Raw genomic sequence first — 12765 nt, 5'->3', positions numbered from 1 at the left:
ATCGAACAGAAGTATCCTATCGGCTCGCGGCAAAAAGGCGTGGTGCGCAATCTCACCAATTTCGGCGCGTTCGTCGAGTTGGAAGAGGGCATCGACGGCTTGGTGCACATTTCAGATCTCTCGTGGACCAAGAAAATCCGCCATCCCGGCGAAGTGGTGAAAAAAGGCGATGAAGTCGATGTTGTGGTGTTGAACGTCGACAAAGGCAATCGCCGCATTTCGTTGGGCTATAAGCAGACGAAAGAAAACCCGTGGGATGTGTTCGAGAAGGATTACGGCGTGCACACCAAAACCGCGGGAAAAATCGTGCGCATGATCGACAAAGGCGTGATTGTGGAATTGCCGGCGGAAGTCGATGGCTTTGTGCCGATGTCGCATCTGGCCAAGCCGAATTTGACCAAGCCCGCGGACGGCTACGCCGTCGGCGACACGCTCGAGCTGGTCGTGATCGAATTCAACAAAGACAGCAAAAAGATTATCTTGTCGGAACGCTTGACCAAAGAAGGCACGGACGCCGAGGGCGGCAAGCGCAAAGGCAAGAAAGGCAAGAAAGCAGAAGGCGGAGACTCGCCGGAAGCTGGCGCGCCTGCGGAAAGCCTCTCGCCGGAAGAGCAAGCTGCCTTTGAAGCCGCTTTTGCTGCGAATGAAGCTGTGGCGTCTCAGTCCGTGGCAGCCCCGCCTGCACCCGCTTCTGATGAGGCGAATACGCCCGCAAGCTGAAGCAGCGTTGCCATAAACGCAGCGGGTTGGTGGCAGCATCAACCCGCTGTTTGTTTTTTTACCATCGGATTTCAATGCGGAGGTGTTTGAATGCAGAAATTTCCGTGGTTCCTGTGCGCCTGCCTGTTCGTGATGTTGTTGCCCGCCGTTGTGCCTGCTCAAATCTCCGAGTCTGAAATTCTGTCTCTGCTCGCCGCCAATGATTTAACCACGGCGCGCGCGCGTGTGCAGGAAGCCCGGCGCCAGTCGCCCAACTCCGCCCTCGTCGCCTACTATAGCGCTTTCCTCGAAGAAAACGCTGAAACCGCATTGCCAAAATTTCAAGAGCTGATCAAAAAATTCAGCTCTTCCGAGTACGCGGTGCGCGCACAGTATCGTGTTGGGCAATACTATTTTGCCCGCGGCAGTTATCATCGCGCGCGTGACGCCTATTTGGCCCTGGCGCAAGCGCATCCCGGGTCGCCACTGACCGCAACCGCTGAATATCACGCAGCCAAAGCGCTGGCCATTTTGGGCGAGAATGCCCAAGCGCGCGAGGAATTGACGGCATTCGTGGAGAAATACCCGGAAGCGCCGATGACGGCATTTGCGCGCGAGGATCTTGAGTCCCTGCCGAAAGCGCCTCCAGCGAAGACGGAACGCAAAACCAAAAGCCCCAAGATATCCTACACGGTGCAGACCGGCGCGTTTACGCAAAAAAGCAATGCCGTCTCACAGCAAAAAATTTTCAATAAAGCCGGCTACAAAACCGAGATCAACGAGAAGCGGGACGGCAACAAGAAATATTATGCAGTTTGGGTGGGCAAATTTTCCTCGCGCGATGATGCCCGCGCCTTTGCGGACAAACTGAACCGTAAGCACAAGGTGAAGGGCAGTGTCGTGCAGCGGGAGGATTGATTGACAGTTTTACGGTTATGATTGCGTTTGACGCGAGACGAGTGGAGATGCGAATATGGTGAGCGACGAAAAATTGCGTACGGAAAAGATCACGCCGGAGCTGATCGACTACATTGTTGAGAAAATCGTTCGCGAAATTCAACCGGAGAAGATTATTCTCTACGGCTCATATGCGCGCGGCGATTTTCATAAGCACAGTGATCTCGACCTTTTTGTTATCAAAGAAAGCGAAGAAGCGAACCGCAGGCTCGAACGTAGAGTTGATGATCTCCTTGGCCGGCGGCGATTCCCTTTGGATATTCGGGTACGCAAACCTTCGGAAGTTGCGTGGAATCTCCGTGCCCAAAACCCTTTCTATCTTTACCACATTTTTAAGGATGGCAAGGTGCTTTATGACAAAAACGCCAGAATTGCAGAAGCTGCTCAATGATTGGTTGGCTTTCGCAAAGGAAAACCTCCTATATGCCAAGGGCGGATTGAAGACGGACTTTTCTCCGTATAATACCATTTGTTTTCTCTGCCAGGGAAGCGCGGAGAAGTACTTGAAAGCTTATCTGATCTCGCGAGGGTGGGAGCTTGAAAAAATTCATGATTTGCGAGAGCTGCTGGAGTATGCGGTGGAATACGATGACAGCTTTAGCGAGATCTTCCCTGAAACCGGAATTCTTAATCGTTACATTACCGAAGGCCGTTATCCCGGTGATGTACCGTTCGAAAGCATAAATGAAAATGACGCGAGAGAAGCCGTCGCCGCTGCCGAGAAAATTGCAGAATTCGTTCTCGTCAAAATGTCGTCAACGTGAAAGCTCCCAACAAATCAAAAATCATCGAGCGGCGTTCGGCAATTGGCGCTGTAAATCTTGTTATCCTGCTACCGGAGTATCACATACCCGATCCTGATTTATGATGATCACCCTCCAGCAAGCTTTTGATCTCGTTCTGCAGCACACGCCACGGTTACCAGCCGAAACAATTACTCTATTGCAAGCCTCCGGCCGGGTGTTGACCGAAGAGGTAGTTTCCGACCTCGACCAACCGCCGTTTGCGCGCAGCAGCATGGACGGTTATGCCGTGCGCGCTGCTGATGTCGCACAGGTGCCGGTACAGTTGCAAGTCGTGGGCTTCATTCCTGCCGGCGTTGTCCCGCACATCAAAATCGAAAAAGGCCAGGCGGCCAAAATCATGACAGGCGCGCCGGTACCCGAAGGCGCAGATGCGGTGCAGATAGTGGAAAAAACGCGGCTGGCGAATGACGAAATGACAGTTGAAATTCTCGCGGCGGTTTCCGCCGGGCAGAATATTGCGCCATTGGGCAGCGAAGCCCGGGCCGGGCAAGTTGTGGCGCAAAGCGGCAGCTTTATTTCCCCGGCGATGATTGGCTTGCTTGCTTCCGTCGGCAAGAGCGAGGTGTCGGTTTACCGAACGCCTACGCTGGGCATCATTGCAACGGGGGATGAGTTGATTGCCATCGATCAAAAGCCAAGAGCCGGGCAAATTCGAAACTCAAATAGCTTCGCATTGGCGGCGCAAGTCGCCAAACTAGGCGTGACGCCGCATGTACTTGGCGTGGCGCGTGATGAAAAAAAACACATTTATGATTTGATCAGACAAGGTTTGCAATATGATGTCTTGTTGCTCACCGGCGGCGTGTCCATGGGGGATTTGGATTTGGTGGAAGATGTATTCGCAGAGTTGAATTTCAAAGTTTATTTCGACAAAGTTGCTGTCAAGCCCGGCAAGCCCGTGGTATTTGCGAAATCCGGCGAGAAACTGATTTTCGGTTTGCCCGGGAATCCGGTTTCAACCGCGACGATGTTCGAGCTGCTGGTGCGTCCCGCCATACGAAAAATGATGGGCTTTTCCGTTTATCAAAATCAAATTGTGTCCGCGCAACTGGCTGAACCTTTCAAAAACCGCTCGCAGCGCGAATTTTATGCGCCTGCGAAAACGTGGTATGACGGCAAGCTATTTCATGTGCAGCCGCTCAAAGCCAAAGGCAGCGGCGATGTGGTAACGTATGCGCAGAGTAACTGTTATCTCATTTGCCCGATTGAACAAGTGGAATTCAACGCCGGCGAAGAAGTGAAAGTGATGTTGCGCACGGAGGTTTTTTATTATTGATTTTGCTGTCGGACACTTTTTAGAAGTAGGCTTTTAGCCACTGAGGTACACGACGCGGCCTGCGGTCATAGCCGAATCTTTAAGCCACGGATGGACACGGATGAGCACGGATGAAAACCAGGTTATAAGAAATCCGTGAAAATCCGTGTTCATCCGTGGCTAAAAAACGTTCAAGAGTAACTTGTTGAACTGAATTACCGCCCGGATGGTATGGCGCAAATAAAAAAGCCACGGCATAACCGTGGCTTTTTACACGAATGCTAAATTTTCTCTTAGGCCTTTTTGATTACTCGAATCAAGGCCAGCAACGCCACCGCGCCCACCACCGACATCACGAGTGAGCCGATGAGTCCATAAGATTGGATACTCAACACATCAAAAATAAATCCGCCCAGCAACGCGCCGATGACGCCCACGACCAGGTTGCCAATCAAACCGAAGCCGCTTCCTTTCATAATCGTTCCCGCCAACCAACCGGCAGCCAAGCCGATCAACAAAAACCATAGTAAACTGCTCATCTTACTCCTCCCTGTGTTGGTGAGAAAACGGTTGATTTACGTTTTCAAAGTGCAAAGCTGAAGCGGAAAAGTCAAGTACGGATTTTCTTAGTTGACGATTGCGCCATACGCCGCGACTTGCGCCGAGATCTTCTTGACATCGCCGGTGATGACGATCGTCATCTCTTCGTCGCGCAAATAGGTTTGCGCGATGCGCTGCACCTCTGCGGGCGTGACGGCGTAAATATTTTTGACGTATTCCGTCAAATAGCTCTCCGGCAAACCGTGCAGGTTCAACAAGGCAAGCTGGCCAATGATGCCCGAGGGCGTGGAGTTTTGCAGCACGAACACGCCGGCGAGATAGTTTTGAATGCCGCGCAACTCCTCTTCGGAAGGCGCCTCGGCCTGCAAGCGGTCGATTTCATAAAAAATTTCTTTGAGCGAAGCGCCCGTCACCTCCGTGGTGACATCGGCGACTTCTGTCCAGTAGGCATCGCGGTAGCGTGTTGATATAGAGCTGAACGGAGAATAGGTGTAGCCCTTATCCTCGCGAATATTTGACGTAATGCGCGAGCCGAACGAGCCGCCGAGCAGCGAGTTGGTGACGAGCAGCGCCATGTAATCTTTCTGCGTCGGGTCGATTACCGGCAAGCCAAGATAAATGGTGGATTGCGCCGCGCCCGGGCGATCGGTCAGATGAACGGCGCGCTTGCTCACCGGCACGGGAATGTTCATCAACGGATCGGCGCCGCTCGCCCAGTCGCCGAAAGCCGCGCGAATCGCAGTTTCCATGGCCTCGGCGTCGAAGCGGCCGGCGACAAAAAAATGCGCGCGGGCGGCGCCAAAATTGTTGGCATAAAACGAACGCACGTGATCTATCGTATAGCTTTGCAGCATGGCTTCGGTGGGATAAAGCCGGCCATACGGATGGTTGGGATACATCAAGCTGCGAAATTTTTCGAACGTAATCGAGTTGGGATCGGATTTCTCGATGCTCAATTGGCGCAAGCGATCTTTCTGCAAGCGTGATAATTCCGATTCCGGAAACAGGGGATGGCGCACGATATCGGCGATCAGTTTGGTCAAATCCGGGCCGAACTCGGACAACACATCGCCGCCGATGGTGGTTTGATCCGGCCCGACGCCGATATTGACTTGGCCGCCCATACTCGCGGCCTCCTGCGCAATTTGTTCGGCCGTGCGCGACGTCGTTCCCTCTTTCAGCAAATCGCCGGTCAAGTCTGCCAGCCAAACTTCGTTTTCGGATTCGTTTAAATTGCCCACGCGAATCACCAACTGTACCGTGACTTTGGGCAATGAGCCGTAAGGCGCCAACGTCGCTTTCAGGCCGTTGTCGAGCGTGAAGGTTTGCTTCGCTGGCAATTTAAAATCTTTCGGCGCGCCGCCTTCTGGCGGCGTTTGCTTTTGCGAAAATGCCGGCGTCACGAGCGCGCATGCGCACAACACCAGCGTAAAAAATTTTATGTGAATTTTCATTTTATCTCCTTGGCGGAAGTGATTTTTCAATGTCGGAATTTGCCAACGGTATGCTCGATTTAGGATGAGGCCTTCGGCTCGATGGTGAGCACGGTGCGCGCCGTGGGCCGCAAATATTCCTGCGCAGTTTTCAGGATCAACTCCGGCGTGACTTTGCGGAATTCCGCTTCGATCTGATTGATACGTTCAGGATTGTCGTCGAACAATGCAAAACACGCGAGCAAATCCGCGCGGCCAAAACCGAAGAAACCGCCGAGATCATCATACAGGCTCGAACGCAACTTGACCAGCGCCCGGTCCAGCGTGGCCTGGTCAACCGCGCTGGTGCGGACTTTCTCCACGACTTCATCGACTGCGGCAATGATCGAATCCGGGGCCACGTTTTGATCGTGAAACAAAGAGGCCATCCACAACATCGGGCCGTTGTAGTTGTACATGTTGCCGAGCAAATAATTGATGCCGCCGCCGATTTCGCCGGTCATGCCGCGCTTTTTTACCAGCGCCTGACTGAGCATGCTGTCATCGCCCTGCACTAAAATTTGATCGAGCAAGCCCATGGCGTAATACTCCGGCGTGTTGCGCTCGGGCATGTGATACGCAAAAGCCAGCGCCGGACGATTGGCAAGCGAGTCGGGCTTGTTGAATTGTTTCTCCTGTTCTTGCCGCGGTTCGGAGAGATCGGGCTTGGCGGGTTGCTCTGCGGCGGGAATGTCATTGAAATATTTCTTGATCATCGCCAGCGCTTCCTGGGAGTCGAAATCGCCGACCACGACGAGCGCGGCGTTGTTGGGCGCATAAAATGTTTTGAAGAACGCTTCGACATCTTCGAGCGTCGCGGCGTCGAGATGCTGCAAATCGCCGTAGAAATTATGCGCATTGTACCAATTGGTGTTGGCATATTGCGGCATGTCGAGCCAGGGAAAGCCGCCGTAGGGCTGGTTGATCACGTTTACTTTGACTTCATTCTTCACCACGCCTTGCTGGTTGGTGAGATTTTCCTGGGTGATCGCCAGGCCGCGCATGCGATCGGCCTCGGCCCACAGCGCGGTTTCGAGCTTGTGCGCCGGCAGAATTTCGAAATAGTTGGTGAAATCAAAGCGCGTCGAGCCGTTCAACACGCCGCCGTTTTTTTGCACGAGTTGGATGAATTCCATCTTGCCGAGGTTTTGCGAGCCTTGAAACATCATGTGCTCGAACAAATGCGCGAAGCCGGTGCGCTCTTTCGGCTCGATGCGAAAGCCGATGTTGTAATAAACCGCGACCACCACCGTCGGCGCGGTGTAATCCGGCGACAAGACGACTTTCAGGCCGTTGTCGAGTTTGTGATATTCGACCGGCACTTTGAAGCCCTCCGCCTGCCGGTTTTGTCCGCCCGGGCTGCATGCGAGCAGGAAAACCAGCGCAAACAATGCGGCGGTTTTGAGCATGATTCGTGACGACATGGTTTCTCCTCAGATGATAACAGCGGGATAGGGGATTAATTGATGCTGCAAGCCAAAAGTACCAGAAGTAGAGACGATGGAGAGCGCGAGGGCGTTGCAAACGATATTGGCATAACGCACAAGCCGTAAAAGCTTGTGCTGCCTTTATTCGAGCTTCGGGCCAATGACGACGCGGAAGCAGGGACTGTGAAATGAAATTTGATTCTTGCTTCGCGAACAGGTCGATTTGTTGAGAATGCCTTGAAATTCAAGAAATTGATAGACAGCGATTATATACTGCAAATGTTTTCGGAAAGTGGAAAAAGATGCACAGAATTAAGCGACGAGAGAAAAACATGCGCCTTAAGCTCGATATGCGATCTCGCGAGAATGAAAAGCTGCTGAAAATCAGTGAGACGATGATCAACGCAGCCCAAATCAGCCAGGGCGGCGGCAGCGCGTCTTCTGGCATGAAATTCGTTGCCAGATTGGTGAGAATGCCGAGCGCGACGACGGAAATTGCAGCGCCGGTAAGAACGAGACTGCGTCGTCTGAATGCCATGCTTCACCCCTCGTGCAGTTCGAAGATCGAATACAACTGATTGGGAATACAACTATCGATTCATAGCCTTGATTTTTTTTCGCAACCTAATTTGCCAATCTCTTGATCACCACCAGCGTGGCGTCATCTTCCCACTTGGCGTCGTCGCCAAATTCGAAAACAGTCTTGAAGATTATCTCCAGCAGCTCCGCAGCGCTTTTTTCTTGATGCTCGATGATTAAGCTTTGCAGGCGCTCCAAGCCAAAGGCCTCGCCTTCGGAGTTGTTGCGTTCAAAAATGCCGTCGCTGAACATCACCAGCACCGCGCCCGGCTCAAAATTCGCGAGCGACCGATGAATGGAAAGCTCGGGCAGCGCGCCCAGAATGATGCCGGTGGGTTTGAGTTCCGTCACCTCTTGGCCGCGAATCAGCAGCGGCGGAGGATGGCCGGCATTGGCGTAAATCACATGGCCATTGCTCTCGATTTCCCCATAAAACAGTGAAACAAAACGCGTCGAATATGTGCTGCGGTGGATCACCCGGTTGAGCTTCTTGAGCGTGTGCACCATTTTCATCTGTTCTTCAAGTCCCATGCGCAAACCGGTAACCACATCACGCACGAGCAAGGCCGCGGGCAAGCCGTGGCCGCTGGCGTCGCCCAGGCTCACGCCGAACATCTCATTGCTGTAGGGAAAATAGTCGAACAAATCGCCGCCCACCAGCTCAGCAGACTGCGAGCGCCCGGCGATTTCATAACCCTTGATTTGCGGCGGCGCCTGCGGCAATAAGCTGTTTTGAATGTGCGCGGCTTGCTCCAATCCGCTTTTGACGGCGTCGGAAAAAAGGCGATAATTCAGCGCGGCCCGCACGGCGTTCATGCAGAATTCGATCTCTTCGCGCACCCATCCGGCTTTCAATTCGAACACCACGATCCAGCGCTCGCTCGGGCTGCGCACCACGGTGAACGCCGCCGGGATGGTATATTCCGCTTGCCTGCTGATCTCGGCATCGATGCTCAAGGCAGGATCATCGTAAATATAGCTGCCATATTTCAGCAGCAGTTGCACCGCCTCCGAATCGGCTGCGATGCTGGTCGTGGCGCGCGCGGTTTTCGACATGCCCGGACGTTTCACCAGGACGAATTCATCTCCGGTTTCTTCATAGATGCGGCCATTGCTAATGTATAGATCCGCGCTAAAATTCTGTTCGATCGCCTTCAAAATCGTAAACAGAAAATTCTTGCCGGTTTTTTCCTTGCCAATCGTGGTCAGCAGCGAATCCAATTTGCGATAAAAATTTTTCGGTTCAATCATGAACTCCCTTTCTGCGAATGATAGTCCGAATAGTATCATTTTATGCCGTCAGTTGCAACAGGCAAAAAGCCGTTCCAATTCATCATGAAATGTCATATATTGGCTTCGTTTTGCCATTCGCGACGGCACAATAGCGCAAGCATGGAAATTTTTCAACGACAAAACACCGCAGCCAAAACCCGAAGCGCGCAGCCGCCTCTTAAATTCTGCCTTCAATTTTGGGAGAAAACATTATCATGAAAATTCTTTTATTCGACATCGACGGAACTCTTATTCATTCCGGCGGCTCGGGTATGCACGGCATGACCCTGGCCTTTGAAGAGCTTTATGGCGTTCCCAATGCTTTTGCGGGCATTCCGGTCTCCGGCCGCACCGACAACTTGATTCTGCAGGATGCCTTTGCCAATGCCGGTTTGCCGTGGCAGGAGCACGAAATGAAGCGATATCAAGAAAGATATTTTATTCATCTCGCGGAAGACATGCAGAAACCGCGGCCCCACCGCCGCATGATGCCGGGTTTTCCCGAATTGCTGGACCGCTTGCACGCCCTGCCGCATGTGCGCCTCGGCTTGCTTACCGGCAATTGGAAAAAAGCGGCGGAGATTAAGCTTGCGCATTTCGATTTGTGGAAATACTTTGATTTCGGCGCGTTCAGCGACGATGAGAGCGACCGCAACAAGCTCGTGCCGCATGCGTTGCACAGAGTTAAAGCGAAATACGGTTTCGTTCCCAACAATCATGATGTGTGCGTGATCGGCGATACGCCGCGCGACGTTGCTTGTGCGCGCCCGCACGGCGCCATGGCCATTGCCGTTGCCACCGGCGAATATAATCTTGAACAACTGCGCGCTGCCGAACCGGATTTTCTGTTTGAAGATTTCTCGCATAACGAAGAGTTTGTGAAAATTTTTGTTTGAGGAATAACCGTTAGCCGCTTGTTGCTCGTTGCTTGTTCCTTGTTGCTGACCAGCAACCAGCAACAAGAAACGAGCAGCGAGCAACCAGAAACCAGCAACCAGCATGAAATTTACCAGCGGCCACTTCGTCGTCATCTCCTTTGCCATACTCGCCCTCGCCGGCCTGGCGGGAAGCCATTTTAAGCTGCACCGCGTCGTCTTGCCGCCCTCCTCTCTCGACGTTGCTAAAAAAATTGCCGAGGATAAAATGAATTCTTTCTCAGATGACTTTGCGCACAAACTCGCGCAAGGCAGAAAGCCTAATCGCTTGATTCATGAAAAAAGCCCTTATCTTCTGCAACACGCCTTCAATCCTGTGGATTGGTATCCCTGGGGCGAAGAGGCGTTTGAGAAGGCGCGCCGTGAAAACAAACCGATTTTCTTGTCGATCGGTTATTCCACCTGCCATTGGTGCCACGTGATGGAGCGCGAATCGTTCGAGAATGACAGCGTCGCCGCGATCATGAACGAACATTTCGTTTGCATTAAAGTCGATCGCGAAGAACGTCCGGATGTCGATAAAGTTTATATGACGGTGGTGCAGGGTTTGACCGGTAGCGGCGGCTGGCCGCTCTCCGCCTGGCTGACGCCGGATTTGAAACCCTATTATGCCGGCACCTATTTCCCGCCGGATGCGCGTTATGGCCGGCCGGGATTCCCGCAGCTTTTGCTGCAACTGAGCCGCGCCTGGCAGGAACAGCGCGAGAAGGTTTTGGAATCGAGCGAGCAAATCATCAACGCGTTGCAGGAACATGCGGCCTCAAGCGATTCGTCGCAGCCGGTTCAGTTTGAACTTTCAATGCGCACCGCGTTCGCGCAATTTTTACAAAGTTATGACGAACGTCTCGGCGGTTTTGGCGGCGCCCCGAAATTTCCGCGGCCGTCCGTGTTCAACTTCTTGCTGCGTTATTATGCGCGGCATCAAAACCCGCAGGCTTTGGAGATGGTGTTGAACACGCTGCGCCACATGTGGGCCGGCGGCATGTACGACCATCTCGGCGGCGGCTTTCATCGTTATTCTGTTGACGCCTATTGGCGCGTGCCGCATTTCGAGAAGATGCTGTATGATCAGGCGCAGCTCGTGTGGGTTTATCTCGAAGCCTATCAAATCACACATGAACCGTTTTATGCGCAAGCCGCGACGGACATCCTCGATTATGTTTTGCGCGACATGACGCATCCCGACGGCGGTTTTTATTCCGCGGAAGACGCCGACAGCGCGCCTGATCCGCAACATCCGGAGGAAAAAGAAGAGGGGGCCTTTTACATGTGGCGCAAGCAGGAGATCGTCGATTTGCTCGGCGAAAGAGATGCTGAGATTTTCAATTATCTCTACGGGGTGAGCGATAGTGGCAATACCATCAGTGATCCGCAAGGTGAATTTCATGATCGTAACGTGTTGTATGCTGCTTACACGCCGGCAGAGGCGGCAAAACGTTTCGGCATATCCGAAGCGGAGATCAGCAAAGTCATCGAGCGTTGCCGCGCGCAGCTATTTGAACATCGCGAACAGCGGCCGCGCCCGCATCTCGACGATAAAATCATCACCGCCTGGAACGGCTTGATGATTTCGGCCTTTAGTCGTGCCTACCAAGTGCTGGGCGAGCGCATGTATCTCGAGGCCGCGTTACGCGCTGCGAGTTTTGTGTTGGCAAAAAATTTCGATCCGGCTACGAACACGCTCAAACGTCGTTACCGCGACGGCGAAGCCAAGTATCCCGGCCACCTCGATGATTATGCGTATTTCAAGCTCGGCCTGCTTGACCTTTATGAAGCGAGTTTTGATATTTCGTGGCTGCAAGTTGCGGCGGCATTGACTGAGACGCAGAACCGCATTTTTACCGATGAAAAAGAGGGCGGCTTCTTCGATTCCTCGGGCGAAGACAAATCCATTCTCCTGCGCATGAAAGAAGAATATGACGGCGCCGAGCCTTCCGGCAATGCCATTGCCGCGTCGAATCTGCTGCGCCTCGCGCAAATGCTGGATCGCCCGGACTGGCAGGTTTTGGCGGAGAAAACTCTGCACGCATTTGCCCGGCGTCTGGAAAGAATGCCGCATGCGGCCCCGCAAACGCTGGCAGCGATGGATTTCATGCTCGACAAGCCGAAACAGATCATCATCGCGGGCAAACCTCATGCGGACGATACGAAAATTTTGTTGCAGGCCGTGCACGAACGCTTTATTCCCAACAAAATTTTGTTGCTCGCCGATGGCGGCGAAGGCCAGAACTATCTCGGCGCGAGGCTGCCGATCATACAATCAATGACATTGATCGACGGCAAGGCCACGGCGTACGTGTGTGAGAATTATGCCTGCCAATTGCCGGTGAATGAGGTGAATGCACTGGTGAAATTGTTGCATGATGATGGTGGTTTGCAAGCAAAACGCTAGTCCCCAAAATAAAACCTTGGCAAGACGAAATAATTGCAAAAACTTTCTGACCGGAGTCTGGCATGAAATACATCCTGGCGTTGGATCAAGGCACGACCAGCAGTCGCAGCATTGTCTTTGATCAGAACGGCAGCATTTTGGCGCGAGCGCAGCAGGAATTCAAACAACATTATCCCAAGCCGGGATGGGTGGAGCATGACCCCGAAGAAATTTGGCAGACGCAGCTTGCAACCGCACGGGCGGCGCTGCAACAGGCGAATGTAACCGCAAACGACATTGCCGCCCTCGGCATCACCAATCAGCGTGAGACTGTGGTGTTGTGGGCGCGCAAAACCGGCAAACCGGTACACAACGCGATTGTCTGGCAAGATCGCCGCACCGCGCCCATCTGTGAAGAACTGCGCAACAGC

13 protein-coding genes are annotated in these 12765 nt (G+C 53.1%); 9 read left to right on the top strand and 4 right to left on the bottom strand.

Annotated elements, in window-relative coordinates:
• The 5 genes from FBQ85_16840 to FBQ85_16820 form a co-directional block, all read left to right on the top strand.
• On the top strand, positions 1 to 720 hold a 720-nt coding region (locus tag FBQ85_16840), incomplete at its 5' end, for a S1 RNA-binding domain-containing protein (GenBank protein ID MDL1876813.1).
• A 90-nt stretch (positions 721 to 810) separates the two neighbouring features.
• The gene (locus FBQ85_16835) at positions 811 to 1617 is read left to right on the top strand and encodes a tetratricopeptide repeat protein (GenBank protein ID MDL1876812.1); all 807 of its coding nucleotides are present in this window, start codon (positions 811 to 813) and stop codon (positions 1615 to 1617) included.
• 55 nt (positions 1618 to 1672) lie between these two features.
• Positions 1673 to 2047, top strand: coding sequence for a nucleotidyltransferase domain-containing protein (locus FBQ85_16830; protein MDL1876811.1), 375 nt, complete (start codon positions 1673 to 1675; stop codon positions 2045 to 2047).
• Positions 1788 to 2420: a HEPN domain-containing protein gene (locus FBQ85_16825; protein MDL1876810.1), complete on the top strand. Its 633-nt coding sequence runs from the start codon at positions 1788 to 1790 to the stop codon at positions 2418 to 2420. The genes FBQ85_16830 and FBQ85_16825 overlap by 260 nt, the downstream gene beginning before the upstream one ends.
• A gap of 100 nt (positions 2421 to 2520) precedes the next feature.
• Positions 2521 to 3738: a molybdopterin molybdotransferase MoeA gene (locus tag FBQ85_16820; GenBank protein ID MDL1876809.1), complete on the top strand. Its 1218-nt coding sequence runs from the start codon at positions 2521 to 2523 to the stop codon at positions 3736 to 3738.
• Positions 3739 to 4010: 272 nt separating this feature from the next.
• Here the strand turns inward: FBQ85_16820 and FBQ85_16815 are convergent, their stop codons facing one another.
• The 3 genes from FBQ85_16815 to FBQ85_16805 all read right to left on the bottom strand — a co-directional run bounded on the left by FBQ85_16815 (position 4011) and on the right by FBQ85_16805 (position 7174).
• Positions 4011 to 4256, bottom strand: a complete 246-nt coding sequence (locus FBQ85_16815; GenBank protein MDL1876808.1) for a GlsB/YeaQ/YmgE family stress response membrane protein — start codon at positions 4254 to 4256, stop codon at positions 4011 to 4013.
• An 87-nt stretch (positions 4257 to 4343) separates the two neighbouring features.
• The gene (locus tag FBQ85_16810) at positions 4344 to 5732 is read right to left on the bottom strand and encodes an insulinase family protein (protein ID MDL1876807.1); all 1389 of its coding nucleotides are present in this window, start codon (positions 5730 to 5732) and stop codon (positions 4344 to 4346) included.
• 59 nt (positions 5733 to 5791) lie between these two features.
• Positions 5792 to 7174 (bottom strand): insulinase family protein, encoded by a 1383-nt coding sequence (locus FBQ85_16805; GenBank protein ID MDL1876806.1) that lies wholly within the window; start codon positions 7172 to 7174, stop codon positions 5792 to 5794.
• Between the two features lie 335 nt (positions 7175 to 7509).
• On the opposite strand from FBQ85_16805, the gene FBQ85_16800 reads away from it, so the two are divergent.
• A complete protein-coding gene (locus FBQ85_16800) occupies positions 7510 to 7755 on the top strand; it encodes a hypothetical protein (GenBank protein ID MDL1876805.1) in 246 nt (81 codons plus the stop codon).
• Between the two features lie 46 nt (positions 7756 to 7801).
• On the opposite strand, the gene FBQ85_16795 is transcribed toward FBQ85_16800, so the two are convergent.
• Entirely contained in the window at positions 7802 to 9046 is a 1245-nt protein-coding gene (locus FBQ85_16795) for a hypothetical protein (protein ID MDL1876804.1), read from the bottom strand.
• Positions 9047 to 9243: 197 nt separating this feature from the next.
• Between FBQ85_16795 and FBQ85_16790 the strand changes: the two genes are divergently transcribed.
• The 3 genes from FBQ85_16790 to FBQ85_16780 form a co-directional block, all read left to right on the top strand.
• Positions 9244 to 9924 (top strand): HAD family hydrolase, encoded by a 681-nt coding sequence (locus FBQ85_16790; GenBank protein ID MDL1876803.1) that lies wholly within the window; start codon positions 9244 to 9246, stop codon positions 9922 to 9924.
• 247 nt (positions 9925 to 10171) lie between these two features.
• The gene (locus FBQ85_16785) at positions 10172 to 12355 is read left to right on the top strand and encodes a thioredoxin domain-containing protein (GenBank protein ID MDL1876802.1); all 2184 of its coding nucleotides are present in this window, start codon (positions 10172 to 10174) and stop codon (positions 12353 to 12355) included.
• 62 nt (positions 12356 to 12417) lie between these two features.
• Positions 12418 to 12765, top strand: a 348-nt coding sequence (locus tag FBQ85_16780; GenBank protein MDL1876801.1) for a glycerol kinase, incomplete at its 3' end; no start/stop codon positions are given.

This window comes from Cytophagia bacterium CHB2, assembly GCA_030263535.1.
Taxonomy (GTDB): domain Bacteria; phylum Zhuqueibacterota; class Zhuqueibacteria; order Zhuqueibacterales; family Zhuqueibacteraceae; genus Coneutiohabitans.
This window is presented reverse-complemented; position numbering and strand designations above follow the sequence as displayed.

Bases quoted from the DNA above. Each gene is read 5' to 3' on its own strand.
- FBQ85_16835 (MDL1876812.1), top strand. From the start codon at position 811: ATGCAGAAATTTCCGTGGTTCCTGTGCGCCTGCCTGTTCGTGATGTTG.
- FBQ85_16830 (MDL1876811.1), top strand. From the start codon at position 1,673: ATGGTGAGCGACGAAAAATTGCGTACGGAAAAGATCACGCCGGAGCTG.
- FBQ85_16825 (MDL1876810.1), top strand. From the start codon at position 1,788: ATGCGCGCGGCGATTTTCATAAGCACAGTGATCTCGACCTTTTTGTTA.
- FBQ85_16820 (MDL1876809.1), top strand. From the start codon at position 2,521: ATGATGATCACCCTCCAGCAAGCTTTTGATCTCGTTCTGCAGCACACG.
- FBQ85_16815 (MDL1876808.1), bottom strand. From the start codon at position 4,256: ATGAGCAGTTTACTATGGTTTTTGTTGATCGGCTTGGCTGCCGGTTGG.
- FBQ85_16810 (MDL1876807.1), bottom strand. From the start codon at position 5,732: ATGAAAATTCACATAAAATTTTTTACGCTGGTGTTGTGCGCATGCGCG.
- FBQ85_16805 (MDL1876806.1), bottom strand. From the start codon at position 7,174: ATGTCGTCACGAATCATGCTCAAAACCGCCGCATTGTTTGCGCTGGTT.
- FBQ85_16800 (MDL1876805.1), top strand. From the start codon at position 7,510: ATGCGCCTTAAGCTCGATATGCGATCTCGCGAGAATGAAAAGCTGCTG.
- FBQ85_16795 (MDL1876804.1), bottom strand. From the start codon at position 9,046: ATGATACTATTCGGACTATCATTCGCAGAAAGGGAGTTCATGATTGAA.
- FBQ85_16790 (MDL1876803.1), top strand. From the start codon at position 9,244: ATGAAAATTCTTTTATTCGACATCGACGGAACTCTTATTCATTCCGGC.
- FBQ85_16785 (MDL1876802.1), top strand. From the start codon at position 10,172: ATGAATTCTTTCTCAGATGACTTTGCGCACAAACTCGCGCAAGGCAGA.